Origin of the sequence: Nocardia cyriacigeorgica (assembly GCF_010858045.1) — a bacterium.
GTDB lineage: Bacteria > Actinomycetota > Actinomycetes > Mycobacteriales > Mycobacteriaceae > Nocardia > Nocardia cyriacigeorgica_E.
Map to the genome: position 1 here is coordinate 1 of NZ_JAAGVC010000016.1, position 15,913 is coordinate 15,913.

Below are 15,913 nucleotides of genomic sequence, written 5' to 3' on the forward strand. Positions count from 1 at the left end.
GAAGCGCCGCCGATGTCGGAGAAGATTCTCCAACTCGTCCGCTACCTGACCTGGTTCGTGCTGCTGTCCGGGGTCTGCGGCATCATCTACGCGGGCGGCAAGTTCGCCTGGGAGAAGTGGACCGGAGGCGGTCTGGAGTCGCCGAAGATGGTGGCCGGCGCGATGATCGGTGGTGTGGTCGCCACCAGTGCGGGCACCATAATGAATGCCGTGCTCGGCACCTGAATCCCCGCGGTCGCGATGCCGGCCTGAGCCGGCAAATCGGTGGCTATACTTCCTCGCGTATCTCTCCACCTCCGGCGATCTCGGAAAGCAGGGAGTTCGGCGATGAGTCGCACCGCACCGAAGTACGCCGGGCCGACGGCGCCGGACTCGGCATCCGATGAGCGACCGGCGTTTTCCCGCCGCGCCGTGCTCGGGGCGATGGTCGCCGCGGCCGGTCTCGCGGCCTGCGGCGAATCCGCCGACGACGGTTCGGCCACGCCATCGGGCACCCCCGAGGATCGCATCGACGTCGCGACCGAGGCCTACGTCTTCGGCTATCCGCTGGTGCTTATGGACGCCAGCCGCGAAGCCATGACCGCAGGCATCGGGAACAACCGGTTCGTGCACGGCACCGCGCTGCCGGTGCCGAGTAGTCGGGGCGCGCGCCGGGTGGGCCTGGATTCGCTGTACTCGTCGGCGTGGCTCGATCTGCGCGCCGAGCCCATGGTGTTGCGGGTGCCCGCGATCGACCCGCGCCGCTACTGGATCATGCCGCTGCTGGATGCCTGGACCAATAGCGTGCACAACCCGAGCAGCGTGGGCCCGCAGGCCGAGAGCCCGCGGGCGCCCTACACGTATTTGATCTCCGGGCCCGAGTGGTCGGGCGAGGTGCCGGAGGGGATGCGGCACCTGCCGATGCCGACCAGGATGGTGTGGCTGCTCGGCCGGATTCAGGTGAACGGTCCCGACGATGTGCCCGCGGTCCGCGCGATCCAGGCACAGCTGAGATTGCTGCCGTTGAGCGCGTGGCCGCCCAGCGACGGCGAGCCGGCGCCGCCCGCTCCGGACGGGCCGGTGGAACTGCCGGAACCGCCGGTCGACGTGGTGGCGCGCATGCCCGCCGGCGACTTCTTCCACCGCCTGTGCCGGTTGATGGGCGACAATCCGCCCGCCCCAGAGGACGCGCCCGCGCTCGACCGTTTCGCGACGATCGGCATCACCCCGGGCGGGCACCCCCGCGGCATCAGCGCCGAAGAATTGACCGCCGGGGCGGATACCGCGCAACGGCAGATCGCGGTATATCTCGACCCCGGGACCAGGACGGTCAACGGCTGGGTGATCAATACCGCCATCGGCCGCTACGGGACCAACTATTTGCTGCGGGCCTCCACCGCCGATCGCGGCCTCGGCGCGAATCTCGCCGAGGACGTGATGTACCCGACGCTGTTCGGCGACGCGGGCGACCAAGGGCTGCCGGTCCCGTTCCGGCTGCGGTTCGCGCCCGGCCAGACGCCGCCGGTGGATGCCTTCTGGTCGCTGACGGCCTACGGTCCCGAAGGGCATCTGGTCGCCAACCCGGCCGGGATCTACTCCATCGGCCATCAGATACCGGTGGTATTCCAGCCCGACGGTTCGCTCGAACTCGCGGTCCAATACGCCGATCCCGGTACCGGAGTGCCCGCGGGCAATTGGCTGCCGATCCCGCCCGCGGGGCAGTTTTCGCTGGTGTTGCGCATGTATGCGCCGAAGGAAGTTGCCACGGCCGGTGCGTGGGTGCCGCCACCACTCGAACCGGTCACCTGACCAGGTCTGAATCGGGCATGTGGCGGCGGCGTCGACCGACCAGGGTGGGTTAACCGACATTACTAAACGGCGTTTACTCGTCGGCCGGTTGTGGTTACATCTCCTATCGGACCTACTCGAGGGTGCACGCCCGGGACTCGCAGGAGAACAGCCGTGACCACATCGCATGCCGCCGGTGTGCGCCGGGAGGTGGGCCCGGCGTGAACCTCCGGATCAGCCAACCCGTGCCGCGGGGGCGCGCGCCGGTGATCACCGACGCCGATATCCGGCGCGCCGCCCGCGCTCTGCTGGTCGAGCACGGCGCGGACGCGGTCACCCTGCGCGCCATCGCCCGCTCGCTCGGGGTCACCGCCCCCGCTCTGTACCGGTACTACAAGTCGCTCGACGACCTGATGGAAGCCCTGCGCCTGGAGATCTGCGCCGACCTGGCCGCCGAACTGTCGGACCGGATCGCCGAACTGCCCGACGACGGTGCGGTCCAGTTCTTAGCCATCTGCCAGGGGTTCCGGCACTGGGCACTGGCCCACACGAGGGAGTTCACGCTCGTGTTCGCCTCACCGGGCGCCGGACGCGGCGTGCGCGGCTTCGACGAGCCGTTCGGCCGGATCTTCCTCGCGGCGGCGGGCAGGCTGCTGGCCACCTACGACGTCATCACCCCACCCGCCGACGACATCCCGGATGAGCTGCGGGCCGACCTGCAACATTTCCAGGCCGAGCTGCTGGCCGCGCTCGCCGAGGCGGGCCAGCCCGCCGCCGCCGATCGAATCGACCTCGGCGTCACCTATCTGATGATCCAGATCTGGGCGCGCCTGTACGGGCACGTCACCCTCGAGGTGTTCGGCAACTATCCGGTGCCGCTGTCGAACCCGGAGGTCCTGTTCGACACCATGCTGGCCGACCTCGGCCGCTCGGCGGGGTTCATCCCCGGCTGAGCGCTCAGATCCGCGCGCCCTTGGCGCGGTTGCAGGCCCGGCACAGGATCTGCAGGTTGGTGGCGCTGGTGGCCCCGCCTCGGCTGAGCGGAATGATGTGGTCGAACTCGAGGTAATGGCCGTCGCCGCATTCGACGCATCGCCCGCCGTCGCGCTGCCACACCTCGGCTTTCACCTCCTGCGGGATGCTGCGGGTATCGCGCTGCCCTGGGGTGAGGGCCAGGCGTTTGGCCACCCGGAGCGCACCCTCGACGGCCGCGGCGAGGTAATGCGGATCGTCGACCGCGAATCGGGCACCGCCGCGCGCCGACGTCGCGGCGATCACCACGGTGTCGGCGCCCGAGCTTTCCTCGCGTTCGATGGCGACCGAGACGATCCGTGACCACGGCAGCTCGATGCCGGAGTCGGAGCCGACGAAACGCAGCTTCTTGTTGCTGACGATCAACCGCCCGTCGGTGTACTTGGGTCCCTTGGCCAGTGCCCGGATCTGAGTGGCGCCCGCGTCGAAATGCACCCGTTCCTCGGGGTCCAGGTGCAGGCCGTGGCCGCGCACCGTCGGCAGATCGCCCGCGCGCAACCGGGTGAGGGTACGGCCGCGATGCATCCGGCGGTACAGGTCGTCGATGGCCGGTCCGCTCAGCCCGAGCTCGGCGATGGTCTCCTTGAAGCGCTCGAATTCCGGGCCCTCGATCTGGCCGTCGGCCATCGCGAAGGCCACCATCCGCTCCATATGGTCGAGGGCGAGCGGTTGCAGGGAAGCGCGCCCGACGCGCTCGTCGATGCGCTGATACCGCAACGACGCCCACAACTGTTCCCATTCGGGCCCCTGTGGCCCCGGACCGGACAGCACCCGCCAGACCTGGGTGTGCCAGTGGGTCAGGTACTCCTCGATCTCCTCGGCGCAGGCCCGGCACGGGTGGAAGCCGCCGAAGATCTTGCGCCGCCTGCGGTTACCGCACCGGTCGCAGCTGTGCGGAGGCACCGGCAGGCGCGGGCGGGTGTCGCCGGTCCAGTGGGAGCCGTCCCACCAGCGCAGCCGGGTGCCGTCGTGCGGGTCGACATGCCAGTCGGCGCGTTCGGGGTGCGGTGGCGGTGCCGGCTCGGCGGGTAGTTCCGCGATGACCTCGCGACGCAACGTCAGCGTCGGCGCGGTGCGCGACTCCTGGGTGAGCACGCCGCCCGGCGCACGTTGTGCGCGCTCGTGGGCCGCCGGTGGGGTGGTCTGGCCGCCGGGCTCGTCGACGACCACACCGAACTCGGTGACCAGCCCGGCCATTCCGGACTCCCAGCCCTGCGCCACGGCCCGGAATCGCCACTGCCCCGTGCGCCGGTAGAACTCGCCGAACATCATCGCCGCCACCGGCTCCGAACCCTCGATCTCGAACACCGCCACCGCGCCGTCGGCATCGTGCACCGTCACGGTGAGGCCGGCGACGTCGGCGAAGCTGCCGTCGTCCATCGAGCCGGACACCACGATGCGCGCGATCTCGGCTTCGGTGCGCGGCAACGACACACTCAGCCGTGCCGTGCCCGCCGGTGCCGCCTGATCGAGGGTGACAGCCTGGGAGATGTGCCTGGGCGCGTTGTAGAACACCAGATCACGATCGTTGCGCACCGTGCCCGAATCCGTGAGCAGCAGCGCGTGCGCGTCCACCGCATGCTCCGAACGCCATGAAACAACCACGGCTAGAAGCGAAGTCGGTACCGGCGCGTTCGCGCCCTTGCTGAGTTTCATCGTTGTCGAACTATGCCACGGCCCTCCGACAGGCCCGGCGGACAGCCGGGGCAGCCGATCGCCGTCCGTGAAACGGTGGCCGCGCGGCCACCGACACCCTCGGGCCCTGCGTACCCAATCCTGTCGCATCGGCGCAGGTTGGGGCACAGTAGTGCTATGACGAATCCGAAGGATGCGGGCAAGCAGCCGCCGGGGCGGGCGCCCGGATCACGGAAGGTGCCCAACCCGGGCGACGTCCTGGCCGCGGCCCAGTCGGCGGTGGAGGCGGCCCAGACCGCTGCGGGCCAGGCCTTGGATGCCGCGCGGATGACCGCCGGCTACTCCTTCGACGCCGCGGTGCGCCTGCCACCGGCCTCGGCGCAGCTCGCCGCGCAGCTGCCCGACCTACTGGACAACCTGTCCACCGCCATCGATCGGCTCAACTCCACCATCGATCGGCTCGATCGCACGCTGGCGCTGGCCGATCCGGCCTTCGCCGCCTACGACCGGCTGCTGCCGCGCCTGGAAGCGATGATCTCCCTCGGCGAGGACCTGTTCGGTGCGCTGTCGAAGCTGCCGGGAGTGAGCATCCTCGGGCGCCTGGCGGGTCGTGCCGAGGACACTCCGGCGCCGGATCCGAAGGATCAGGGGCAGGGGCGGTCCAAGCGTCGATAGGGCTGCACCACCTCGTCCGAAAAATGCCTCGCCGCTCCCGACGGGCGGACCGGGGAGTTTCACTCCACGGAAGCCGCTTCGCGGGGGACGGAGTAGTGGTTCCGGTGTCGTCCGGCGGCACCCGTAGCGCTGACGGCACGATGGGTGGCCGCCGCCTTCAGCACCATCTCCGCGTACTCGTCCTCCGGTACCGAGTCCAGCACGATGGCGCCGCCCGCGCCGATCTGCCAGCTGCCCTCGTGCAGCACGGCGGTGCGGATCACGATATTGAGGTCGGCGGTGCCGCCCAGTCCGAGGAATCCGATGGTGCCCGAATAGACCCCGCGGGCCCGGGTCTCCAGTTCGTCGATGATTTCCATGGTGCGCAGCTTGGGCGCGCCCGTCATCGAGCCGCCCGGGAAACACGCACGCACACAATCGATCACGCCGGCGCCGGGGCGCAGGATGCCGCGGACCGTCGAAACCAGCTGGTGCAGTGTCGAATACGTTTCGGTCGCCATCAACTTCGGCACGTGCACGCTGCCGATCTCGCAGACCCGGCCGAGATCGTTGCGCAGCAGATCGACGATCATCAGGTTCTCGGCCCTGGTCTTGGGACTGGCGGCGAGTTCCCGGCACAGTCGTTCGTCCTCGGCGGGAGTGGCTCCGCGCGGCGCCGTGCCCTTGATGGGCTTGCTCTCCACGATGCGGTGCCGATCGATCTTCAGGAAGCGCTCCGGGGAGGAGCAGGCGATCTCGAGGTCGCCGAAGCGCAGGTAGGCCGCGTAGGGGGCGGGGTTGCAGCGGCGCAGCGTCCGGTAGACGTCGAGGCCCTCGGCCGTGGCGGGCACGGTGACGGTATCGGTCAGGCAGACCTCGTAGGATTCGCCCGCCCGCAGTGCGTCCTGGCAGATGGCGATGTCGATCAGGTAGCGCTCCCGGCCCCGCTCGAGCGCGGCGGCGACGGCACCGGGATCGGCGTCGATCGCGAGATCGGGTGGATTGGCCCAGGTGGGCAGGGATGCCAGCGCCTGTGCTGTGGTGCGCAACCAGTCGACGGCGGCGGAATCGTCGGAAGCAGTCAGGGCGAGCAGATGGGTGCGTCCCGCCTCGTGGTCGACCACCACCAGCCGGTCGGCGAAGATCCACTGCGCGTCCGGCGTCCGCGCCCGATGCGCGGCCGTGGCCCCGCACTCGGCCTTCACCTCATAGCCGAGATAGCCGACGTAGCCGCCGGTGAAATCGAAGGGCAGATCGGGCAACTCGATCCGCCGCTCCCGCAGTCGCGCATCGAGATAGTCGAGGATCCGTCCCGGTACGGTGTGCTCACCGTCGGCCCCGGTCACCGTCACGACCCCGGAGCCGACCCGGTAGCGCACGACCTCCGCCAGCGGACCGCTCGCGTCGCCGAGGAACGAGAACCGGTCCAAGCCGGGCTCGACGTGCTCACTGTCGAGCCAGAACGCCGTCGTGGAATTCGCGTACAGCCGCAGGAATATCGCTTCGGTATCCACCGCCCGCTCGATCACGAGGTGCTCGAGCCGGAGTGGATCGGCTCCGGTAGCCGAGTCGCCGTGAGCGCCGTTCGGTTCCGGGGTCGCGGCGGCGCGGCCGGCGGGCTCGGCTTCGGCCATCGGAGAGGGCGACCGACGGCCGGCAGGCGAGGTGATCGGGTTGTCGGCCGTCACCCGCGCGGATGGCGGCCCGAGTGCGCTCGGCGGCGAACTCGCCGTGCGGCTCCGGTGGCCCGCCGTCAGCTTCGCGAAGTTGGCGAGAATCGCGGCTCCGTGCTCGCTCGCGATCGACTCCGGGTGAAACTGAACGCCCCATCGCGGACGGTGGCGATGCCGCACGCCCATCACCACACCGTCCGACGATCGCGCGGTCACCTCCAGCGCATCGGGCAGCGGGTCGGCCGCGCACAGCGAGTGGTAGCGCACCGCGGTGAACCGCTGCGGCAGACCGGCGAACAATCCCGTGCCGTCGTGGTCGATCCGATCGAGATAGCCGTGCCGGGCGGCCGGCGCCGCGTCGACGATTCCGCCCTCGGCCACCACGATCGCCTGATGACCGAGGCACACGCCGAGCAGTGGCAGGTCGGTCTCGCGGATCACCGCCGCCGAGACGCCGACATCGCGCGCGACGTCGGGCCGACCCGGGCCCGGCGAGATGACGACGTTGTCGAACCGGTCGAGGCGCAGCTGCCGCACCGCCCGCGCCTCATCGTTGCGCACGACCGTCGGCTCGATCCCGTATACCTCGCTGATCAGCTGATACAGGTTGTAGGTGAACGAGTCGTAGTTGTCGATCAACAGCGTGCGCATGGTGGTCCGAACCCTACGCTCCGGTGCGATCGGGAAACTGCTGTCAGCTGCCTTCAGATTTGCGCGCGCGGTGGTGCAGAATGTGGGGCATGTCTGTTGCGCAACCGGTAGGTGTGGACCGCGAGGTCGTCGATTTCGCCGTGGTCGGGAAGTGGATGACCGAACAGGGGCTGCCCGAGGGGGAGTTCGAGGCGGTCACCGAACTCGGTGGCGGCACCCAGAACATCATGCTGCGGTTCCGGCGCGGTGGGCGCGACTATGTGCTGCGGCGCGGGCCGAAGCATCTGCGGGCCAAGAGCAACGAGGTCATCCGGCGGGAGGCCCGCCTGCTCGGCGCGCTGGGCGAGACCGAGGTGAAGGCGCCGCGGGTGATCGCCGCCTGTACCGACGAATCGGTGCTCGGCGCCGTCTTCTATCTGATGGAACCGATCACCGGCTTCAATCCGCAGAACGAACTGCCCGAACTGCACGCGGGCGATCCGGAGGTGCGGCGGCAGATGGGTCTGTCGGCCGTCGAGGCGATCGCGCGCCTCGGCTCACTCGACTACCAGGCGCTCGGGCTGGCCGACTACGGCAAACCGGAAGGCTTTCTGGAGCGGCAGGTTCCGCGCTGGATGGGCGAACTCGAGTCCTATTCGGCCAACGAGGGCTACCCGGGCCCGGAGATCCCCGGTGTCGAGCGGGTGGGGGAGTGGCTGGACCGCAACCGGCCCGCGCAGTGGACTCCTGGCATCCTGCACGGTGACTGCCATCTGGCCAACATGATGTTCTCCTACGACGGCCCTGAGGTCGCCGCCATGGTCGACTGGGAGATGTCGACCATCGGCGATCCGCTGCTGGACCTGGGCTGGCAGATCGCCACCCGGCCGGTGCCGGGTACGACCGGCGCGGCCTTGGTGGGCAAGCTGGGCGCCGTCGGCGGGCTGCCGACGCCGCAGGAGATGGTCGACCATTATGCGAAGTTCTCCGAGCGCGATCTGAGCGCCGTCACCTGGTACACCGTGCTCGCCTGCTTCAAGCTCGGCATCGTCCTCGAGGGCACGCACGCCAGGGCGTTCGCCGGTAAGGCGCCCAAACAGGTCGGCGATTTCCTGCACGCCATCACCCTCGAGCTGTTCGAACGGGCGCACGGCTTGATGGAGTAACCGTGCTGCGCCGATCGCGTGGCTTCGCTGTGCCCACTCGTGCCCGTTGACGGCCTCGCTGCTGAAAACGGGTTCCAATAATAGAACGTGTTCGCGCTGCTCGCGGGGCGCGGTAGATGAATTTTCTGTCAGGCACTAGAACGCGTTACAGTTTTCTCGTACTGTGGGTGCAGTCACATTGAAGCACGCGAGAGGTCGACAGGAATGAAGACGAAGGGCGCGATCCTGTGGGGGATCGATGAGCCGTGGTCGGTGGAAGAAATCGAGATCGGCGACCCGGTCGCCGGCGAGGTGCAGATCCGCATGGAGACCGCGGGCATGTGCCATTCGGACCATCACATCGTCACCGGCGCGACGCCGATGCCGAGCTTCCCCGTCATGGGCGGCCACGAAGGCGCGGGCGTGATCACCAAACTCGGCCCCGGCGTGCCGAGCGACCTCCAGGTCGGCGACCACGTCATCCTGTCGTTCATCCCGGCCTGCGGACGCTGTCCGGCCTGCGTCGCGGGCAACATGGCGCTGTGCGACCTCGGCGCGGGCCTGCTGCTCGGCCAGGCCATCAGCGACGGCACCTACCGCATCCAGGCCAGGGGCGAGAACGTCATCCCGATGTGCCTGCTCGGCACGTTCTCCCCGTACATGACGGTGCACCACACCTCGGTGGTGAAGATCGATCCGTCGATTCCGTTCGAGGTCGCCTGCCTGGTCGGCTGTGGTGTGCCCACCGGCTTCGGTTCCTCCACCCACGTCGCCAACGTCATGCCGGGTGAAACCGTGGTCATCGCGGGCATCGGCGGCGTCGGCATGAGCGCGCTGCAGGGCGCGGTGCTCTCCGGCGCCTCCAAAGTGGTTGCCATCGACCCCAACCCGTGGAAGCGGGAGCAGGCCCAGAAGTTCGGCGCCACCCACACCTACGCCAGCATGGCCGAGGCCATCATGCCGCTGATGGACGCCACCGAAGGGCGGATGGCCGAGAAGGTCATCCTCACCATGGGTGAAATGCACGGCGACTACATCGAAGAAGGCCTGATCCTCACCGCCAAGGCCGGCACGCTCGTCGTCACCTCGATGGGCCGCATGGACGCCGGCGAGGTGAAGATGAACAGCTTCCTGCTGTCCATGCTGCAGAAGACGGTCAAGGGCTGCATCTTCGGCGGCGGCAATGCCCGCCAGGACGCCCCGCGCCTGCTCTCGCTCTACAAGAGCGGCCAGCTCAACCTCGACGACATGGTGACCCGCACCTACTCCCTCGAGGAGATCAACCAGGGCTACCAGGACATGCTGGACGGCAAGAACATCCGCGGCATCATCAAGTACACCGACGCTGATCGATGACGATTACCGCTCGGCGAGCAGCGTGACGATCCGAATGATCAACTCCGCGGGATCGGCTCGCCGAGCGGTATCGGCGGTCGGATCAGCCGGCGCAACGCAGTAGCGCCTCGCGCAGATTGCGGCTGCGGACGTCGTCGAGGACGGCCATGCCGAGGCGGTTCATGACATAGCCGAAGCCGAATCCGGTGCTGGGATCGGCGAATCCGAAGGAGCCGCCGAGGCCGGTGGTGCCGTAGGCGCGTTTATCGGAGCCGAATCGGAACGCGCCGCGCGATTTCCGGAAGCCGAGGTGGTAGCGGCTCTTGGTGTGCAGCACCAGATCGTCGGCGGGGACGTCGTCGGCGGTGTCGGCGGCCAGTCGATCCACTACCGCATCGTCGATGGGAAGCGTGCCGGTGCGGCCGGCGGCGGCGCCGTAGATGGCAGCGAGCGCACGGGCCGAACCGACGCCGCCGTGGCTGGCCACGCCGAGGTCGAGGAATTCCCGCCGCGCGGCACGGGCGGGGGCGCCGAAGCGCGGATTGGTCAGCGCCGCATAGGACAACCCGCGTTTGGCGTAGACCTCGGCGCCGATGCGCAGCGGGATATCGCGTTCATAGCGCAGGATGTCCAGGCCCTTGGTGGCGGACAGGACGGCGACGCGGTCGAGGCTCTGCTCGGCGGGCAGGCCGATGAAGAAGTCCAAGCCCAGCGGCGTCGCGAGTTCCTCGGCGAAGAACCGGCCGATCGTGCGGCCCTTCGGATCCACCCGGCGCAGCAATTCGCCCTGGTACAGGCCGAGAGTCAAGGCGTGATAGCCGTGCCGGGTGCCCGGCCGCCACGCGGGTTTCTGCGCGGCCAGGATCTCGGCCAGCCCATCGAGATCGGCGACTTGGGCCGCCGTCACCGGACGATCGAGCCCGGACAGCCCGGCTTGATGATCGATCAACTGCCGCACCGTGATCGCGTCCTTGCCCTTCGCCGCGAACTCCGGCCAGTACTTCGCCACCGGCTGGTCGTAGTCGAGCAGGCCCTGCGATACCGCCGTCGCGAGCGCGAACGCCGCCATCCCCTTGGTCGAGGAGAACACCGGCACGATGGTGTCGCGTTCCCAAGGCACGGCCCGTGCGCGATCACGGTGACCGGCCCACAGATCCACCACCGGCCGAGCACCGTCGTAGATCGCCACAGCGGCGCCGATCTCGCCGTGCTGGGTGAAATTGCGGCGGAAAGCGTCGGCGACGGGGCCGAAACCGGCCGCCACATCGCCGTGGATCGTGGGCTGCGCACTCATGGTTACTCGATCGTATCGGGGCTCGTCTCGTAGGCTCGGCTGCGTGCGCGCACTCGAGCAGATCAGCGAATGGCCGGTCCGGCATGCGGCGGCCGGCGTGGTGTTCGGCGACGGCGAGACCGCTGTCGCGGGCGACGCCGACCGGGTCTTCCGGTTGGCCTCGGTCACCAAACCCCTTGCCGCCTACGCCGTGCTGATCGCGATCGAGGAAGGCGCGATCGAACTCGATCAGCCCGCCGGGCCGCCCGGCTCGACCGTGCGGCATCTGCTCGCGCACACCTCGGGGCTGGCCTTCGACACCACCGAGGTGATGGCCGAGCCAGGGCAGCGGCGCATCTACTCCAGCTCGGGATTCGACGTGCTGGCCGATTTCGTCGCCGGGCAGACCGGTATCGCGTTCGACGAATACCTGCGTGACGCGGTGTTCGCACCGCTGGGCATGACCTCGTCGGTGCTGGACGGATCGGCCGGTCACGCCTGCCGGTCCAGTGCCGCCGACCTGCTGCGCTTCGCCGCGGAATTGCTGCGTCCGCAGCTGATCTCGGCCGAGACCCACGCCGAGGCGACGACTGTCCAGTTCCCTGGACGCAATGGCGTTCTGCCCGGCTATGGCTCGCAACGTCCCAACGACTGGGGGCTCGGATTCGAAATCCGCGATGGGAAAACCCCGCATTGGACCGGCTCGGCGAACTCGCCGCGAACCTATGGCCATTTCGGCCAATCCGGAACTTTTTTGTGGGTCGACCCGGAAGTCGGTTTGGCGTGTCTCGCCTTGAGCGACGAGAATTTCGGCGATTGGGCACGGGCGGTGTGGCCGCCGTTCAGCGATGCGGTGATCGCGGAGGCGACACGCCGAAGCAACTCGTCGGCTAAGTAACAGGTGTAACACCGGACACTCGAGTACACTCGGGCAACGCCAGTTCGACGGACCGTTGGGGAAGACGTTCCTCGTCGAAGCTGGAGGTGTCTGTGGTGCGCGCATCGAGTCAGTTCGCGGATGCGACGGCGGGTGTGGTCTACATCCACTCGTCGCCTGCCGCGCTGTGCCCGCACATCGAGTGGGCCCTCGCCTCTGCTCTCGGAGCCCCCGCCAAACTCCGCTGGACCGCCCAGCCGGCCGCCGCCGGCCAACTGCGGGCAACCAGCGACTGGGTCGGCCCTGTCGGCACCGCCGCGCGCATCGCCCAAGCCCTCCGCTCCTGGCCGGTGTTGAGATTCGAAGTGACCGAGGACCCCAGCGAAGGCGTGGACGGCGAGCGCTACAGCTTCGTCCCGGCCCTCGGCCTCTGGCACGGATCCACCAGCGCCAACGGCGACGTCACCATCGGTGAGATGCGCCTGCGCGTGATGTTGCAAACCGCACGCGAACTCGACAAATACTCCGGTTACGACCTGGCCGCCGAACTCGACCGCGCCCTCGGTACGGCTTGGGACGAAGACCTCGAGGTCTATCGCTGCGGCAGCGAGGGCGCGGAGATCACCTGGCTGCGTCGCGACGTGGGGTAGCCGGGCCGTAGCGGGCGTGGGCGGACCGCCACAGCGATATCGCGTCGGCAGAACGCGAGCGGTCGCCGGCACCCGCAGCCGATCCGTACCCGGGATCCAGCGCGCCTGGACATGGGTGATTACGTGCAGGATCGCACCCACTCGAATGGGCAATTCGCCCGAAGCATGCGCCCGCAGCCGAACCATAGCGTCGAGAGCCTCGTAACCATCGGTTCAGGAGGCGACCATGACCACCCAGCACATCGAGACACTCATCATCGGGGCCGGACAGGCCGGACTGGCGACCGGGAGCGCGCTGCGCCGACGGCACCGGCCATTCCTGATCGTCGACCGCAACGACCGTATCGGCGACAACTGGCGGCGCCATTACGATTCGCTGCGCCTGTACTCACCCGCGAAGTACGACGGGCTGCCCGGGCTGCCGTTCCCGTCCGCGAATCCGTGGAGCTATCCGGGCAAGGACGACGTGGCCGACTACTTGGAGCGGTACGCGCTGCACTGGGATCTGCCGGTGCGTATGCGAACCGGTGTCGATCGCTTGACCGCCCGGCCAGGCGGAGGATTCGTGGCGCGGCTCGGCGACGACACCATCACCTGCGACAACGTCGTCGTCGCGACCGGCACCTTCGGCCGCACGCCCTACATCCCGGACTTCGCCGCGGAACTGGATCCGGCGATCACCCAACTGCACTCGAGCCGGTACCGCAGGCCCGAGCAGTTGGCGCTGGGGCCGGTGCTGGTGGTTGGCGCCTCGCATTCCGGCACCGACATCGCCTACGAAGTGGCAGGCACCCACCGGACCATCCTCTGCGGCCGCGACTGCGGCCAGATCCCGGTGCGGTGGGACCGCCCTGCCATCAGGTTCGCTTTGCCGGTGCTGGTCTTCCTGTGGCGGCACGTACTCACCCGGCGCACCCCGATCGGCAGGAAGGTGATGCGTGAGGTGCGCTTGCACGGCGGACCCATGCTGCGGGTCAAGCGTGCCGACCTGGCCGAGCGCGGGGTGCGCCGGAATACCGCCCGGATGAGCGGAGTCCGCGATGGGCTCCCGGAACTGGACGACGGCACGGTCGTCGACGTGCGGAACGTCGTGTGGGCGACCGGGTTCCGTCAGGTGTTCGATTGGATCGATCTGCCCGTCATCGGCGAGGACGGCTGGCCGAAGGAATATCGCGGTGTGGTCGACGATATGCCCGGCCTGTACTTCTGCGGTTTGAGTTTCCAGTACGCATTTTCCTCGATGGTGTTTCCCGGAGTCGGTCGGGACGCGGAGTATGTCGCGCGACGGATCGATGCGCGGGTACGGGAGCAGACCGCTGTGCGGGCGGCGGCCTGAGGTTCATCCGGCCGGGCTGGCCGGTCCGGCGGCGCTAGCGGACGATCCGGCAACGCCGCCCCGCCGGCAGGCAACGAGATGCCGGGCCGGGCCTCGCTCAGCGAGCCCACCGCGGCGCCGAACTGCGCGTATCGTCCTGTAACAGGTGATGCGCTATGAGCGTTGTCGACAGTTTGCGGCAGGCTCGTGAGGCCTACGAGCGGCGGGAATGGGTGGCGGCTTTCGAGGCGCTGTCCGCCTCGGACGCCGAGGCCTTGCGCGGCGACGATTTCGCCCGGCTGGCCACCGCCGCCTATCTCACAGGCCACACCAACGACAGCATCCAGGCGATGCAGCGGGCCTATCAGCTGCACGTGGACGACGGCAATCGGCTCGCCGCCGTCCGGTGCGCGTTCTGGTTGGCACAGACCCTGCTGATGGCCGGCGAATCGGCGGTCTCCGGCGGCTGGGTGGGCCGGGCCCGACGCCTACTCGACGAGGTGGGCGACGATGTCGTCGAACATGGCTATGTGCTGGTTTCGGTGATGCTGCGCAACGTCTTCGCCGGTGAATACCCGGCCGCGGCCGCATGCGCCGACAAGATCATCGACTACGGTCGCCGCTACGGCGACCCCGACCTGACCGCGATGGGCCTGTCGGCGCACGGCAGGCTGGCACTGTACGGCGGTGACGTGCGGGGCGGGCTCGCGCTGATGGACGAAGCGATGGCATGTATCGCGGCAGGCGGCGTCTCGACGATGTTCGCCGGGCACATCTACTGCTCGATGATCGAAGCCTGCCAGGAGATCTCGGACCTGGGCCGGGCGGAGCAATGGACAGTGGCGTTGACAAACTGGTGCGCCGACCAACCCGGCCTGGTGTTGTTCACCGGCCAGTGCGCGGTGCACCGCGGGCAGCTGATGCGCCTGCACGGCGCCTACGAGGCAGCCCTCGAGGAGTTCGCCCTGGCGGTCCGCCGCTACCTCATCGCCCAGTCACCGGCCGCGGCCGGTCTTGCGCTGGCCGAGCGCGGTGATGTCTTGCGGATCCGCGGCGCGTTCGACGAGGCCGGCGACGCTTACACCGGGGCGATCGATTACGGGCATGAGCCACAGCCCGGGCTGGCACTGCTCTGGTCGATCCGGGGCCGTACCGCCGCCGCGCTCGGAGCGGTGCGCAGATTGGTCGCCGAAGCGGCGGACCCGGTGCACCGCTGCCGGCTACTGCCCGCGGCGATAGACATCCTGCTCGCGGCAGGGGAGACGGACGAAGCGGTGGCGCTGAGCCACGAGCTGGCCGAGATCGCCGCGAACTTCGGCTGCGCGCCATTGCATGCGATGGCGGCGCGGGCCGCCGGGTGCGTCGCGATAGCGCGCGGCGACTGCGCCATGGCCGTTCCGGAGCTGCGTCGCGCGGTCCGCATCTGGACCGAGCTCGGGGCTCCGTACGAGACGGCGCGCTGCCAGGTCGATATCGGTCGAGCGCTGCGAGCGCTCGGCGATGAGGATTCGGCCCGATCGGAACTCGCCGCCGCGCGTCGGGTCTTCGCCGAACTGGGCGCCGCGCCCGCCGAACGCGAGGTCACCGCACTGCTGACCCCGCGGGCGCCGGCCGGGCTGTCGCCCCGTGAGCTCGAGGTGCTGCGTTTGGTGGCAGCCGGACACAGCAATACCGACATTGCGTCCGCGCTCGTGCTCAGCGAGAAGACGGTAGCGCGGCATCTGTCCAATATCTTCACCAAGCTCGATGTCACCTCGCGAACCGCTGCCGCCGCCTTCGCCTACGAGCACGGGCTGACCTGACGCGGGCCGGACGCACCTCGTTCCCATCGACAGGCCACGTTTGTGTATGGTTGCCGAGGTCGTCGAGCAGTGGGGAGGTGGTCGGAATCCGAACACGCCGGGAAGCAGGATCGACCGGGAACGAC

At 68.9% G+C, this 15,913-nt stretch carries 13 protein-coding genes; 10 read left to right on the forward strand and 3 right to left on the reverse strand.

Going from position 1 to position 15,913, the window contains the following annotated elements:
* The 3 genes from GV790_RS15895 to GV790_RS15905 form a co-directional block, all read left to right on the forward strand.
* Positions 1–225, forward strand: a 225-nt coding sequence (locus GV790_RS15895; RefSeq protein ID WP_163814139.1) for a hypothetical protein, incomplete at its 5' end; no start/stop codon positions are given.
* Between the two features lie 102 nt (positions 226–327).
* Positions 328–1,788 (forward strand): DUF1254 domain-containing protein, encoded by a 1,461-nt coding sequence (locus tag GV790_RS15900; protein WP_256673335.1) that lies wholly within the window; start codon positions 328–330, stop codon positions 1,786–1,788.
* A gap of 200 nt (positions 1,789–1,988) precedes the next feature.
* Positions 1,989–2,720, forward strand: coding sequence for a TetR/AcrR family transcriptional regulator (locus GV790_RS15905; protein ID WP_309139005.1), 732 nt, complete (start codon positions 1,989–1,991; stop codon positions 2,718–2,720).
* Positions 2,721–2,724: 4 nt separating this feature from the next.
* On the opposite strand, the gene GV790_RS15910 is transcribed toward GV790_RS15905, so the two are convergent.
* Positions 2,725–4,404 (reverse strand): TerD family protein, encoded by a 1,680-nt coding sequence (locus tag GV790_RS15910; RefSeq protein WP_445668759.1) that lies wholly within the window; start codon positions 4,402–4,404, stop codon positions 2,725–2,727.
* A gap of 207 nt (positions 4,405–4,611) precedes the next feature.
* Between GV790_RS15910 and GV790_RS15915 the strand changes: the two genes are divergently transcribed.
* A complete protein-coding gene (locus GV790_RS15915; protein ID WP_163814141.1) occupies positions 4,612–5,109 on the forward strand; it encodes a hypothetical protein in 498 nt (165 codons plus the stop codon).
* A 59-nt stretch (positions 5,110–5,168) separates the two neighbouring features.
* Here the strand turns inward: GV790_RS15915 and pabB are convergent, their stop codons facing one another.
* Positions 5,169–7,412 carry an aminodeoxychorismate synthase component I gene (gene pabB, locus GV790_RS15920; RefSeq protein WP_163814142.1) on the reverse strand — a complete coding sequence of 748 codons (2,244 nt, stop codon included), beginning with the start codon at positions 7,410–7,412 and terminating at the stop codon, positions 5,169–5,171.
* A gap of 80 nt (positions 7,413–7,492) precedes the next feature.
* On the opposite strand from pabB, the gene GV790_RS15925 reads away from it, so the two are divergent.
* Together GV790_RS15925 and GV790_RS15930 are read left to right on the forward strand one after the other, a co-directional pair.
* Positions 7,493–8,557: a phosphotransferase family protein gene (locus GV790_RS15925; RefSeq protein ID WP_163814143.1), complete on the forward strand. Its 1,065-nt coding sequence runs from the start codon at positions 7,493–7,495 to the stop codon at positions 8,555–8,557.
* 204 nt (positions 8,558–8,761) lie between these two features.
* The gene (locus GV790_RS15930; protein WP_130915644.1) at positions 8,762–9,892 is read left to right on the forward strand and encodes an NDMA-dependent alcohol dehydrogenase; all 1,131 of its coding nucleotides are present in this window, start codon (positions 8,762–8,764) and stop codon (positions 9,890–9,892) included.
* An 82-nt stretch (positions 9,893–9,974) separates the two neighbouring features.
* Here GV790_RS15930 and GV790_RS15935 read toward each other — a convergent pair whose 3' ends face one another.
* Positions 9,975–11,165, reverse strand: a complete 1,191-nt coding sequence (locus tag GV790_RS15935; RefSeq protein ID WP_163814144.1) for a serine hydrolase domain-containing protein — start codon at positions 11,163–11,165, stop codon at positions 9,975–9,977.
* A gap of 43 nt (positions 11,166–11,208) precedes the next feature.
* Here GV790_RS15935 and GV790_RS15940 point away from each other — a divergent pair, with 43 nt between their 5' ends.
* The 4 genes from GV790_RS15940 (at position 11,209) to GV790_RS15955 (ending at position 15,788) form a co-directional block, all read left to right on the forward strand.
* The gene (locus tag GV790_RS15940; protein ID WP_163814145.1) at positions 11,209–12,042 is read left to right on the forward strand and encodes a serine hydrolase domain-containing protein; all 834 of its coding nucleotides are present in this window, start codon (positions 11,209–11,211) and stop codon (positions 12,040–12,042) included.
* 95 nt (positions 12,043–12,137) lie between these two features.
* A complete protein-coding gene (locus GV790_RS15945) occupies positions 12,138–12,671 on the forward strand; it encodes a DUF3145 domain-containing protein (RefSeq protein ID WP_036534963.1) in 534 nt (177 codons plus the stop codon).
* A gap of 226 nt (positions 12,672–12,897) precedes the next feature.
* Positions 12,898–14,007: a flavin-containing monooxygenase gene (locus GV790_RS15950; protein WP_163814146.1), complete on the forward strand. Its 1,110-nt coding sequence runs from the start codon at positions 12,898–12,900 to the stop codon at positions 14,005–14,007.
* Between the two features lie 155 nt (positions 14,008–14,162).
* Positions 14,163–15,788: a LuxR family transcriptional regulator gene (locus tag GV790_RS15955; RefSeq protein ID WP_163814147.1), complete on the forward strand. Its 1,626-nt coding sequence runs from the start codon at positions 14,163–14,165 to the stop codon at positions 15,786–15,788.
* Positions 15,789–15,913 lie beyond the last annotated feature (125 nt).

Bases quoted from the DNA above. Each gene is read 5' to 3' on its own strand.
- GV790_RS15900 (WP_256673335.1), top strand. From the start codon at position 328: ATGAGTCGCACCGCACCGAAGTACGCCGGGCCGACGGCGCCGGACTCG.
- GV790_RS15915 (WP_163814141.1), top strand. From the start codon at position 4,612: ATGACGAATCCGAAGGATGCGGGCAAGCAGCCGCCGGGGCGGGCGCCC.
- pabB (WP_163814142.1), bottom strand. From the start codon at position 7,412: ATGCGCACGCTGTTGATCGACAACTACGACTCGTTCACCTACAACCTG.
- GV790_RS15925 (WP_163814143.1), top strand. From the start codon at position 7,493: ATGTGGGGCATGTCTGTTGCGCAACCGGTAGGTGTGGACCGCGAGGTC.
- GV790_RS15930 (WP_130915644.1), top strand. From the start codon at position 8,762: ATGAAGACGAAGGGCGCGATCCTGTGGGGGATCGATGAGCCGTGGTCG.
- GV790_RS15935 (WP_163814144.1), bottom strand. From the start codon at position 11,165: ATGAGTGCGCAGCCCACGATCCACGGCGATGTGGCGGCCGGTTTCGGC.
- GV790_RS15950 (WP_163814146.1), top strand. From the start codon at position 12,898: ATGACCACCCAGCACATCGAGACACTCATCATCGGGGCCGGACAGGCC.
- GV790_RS15955 (WP_163814147.1), top strand. From the start codon at position 14,163: ATGAGCGTTGTCGACAGTTTGCGGCAGGCTCGTGAGGCCTACGAGCGG.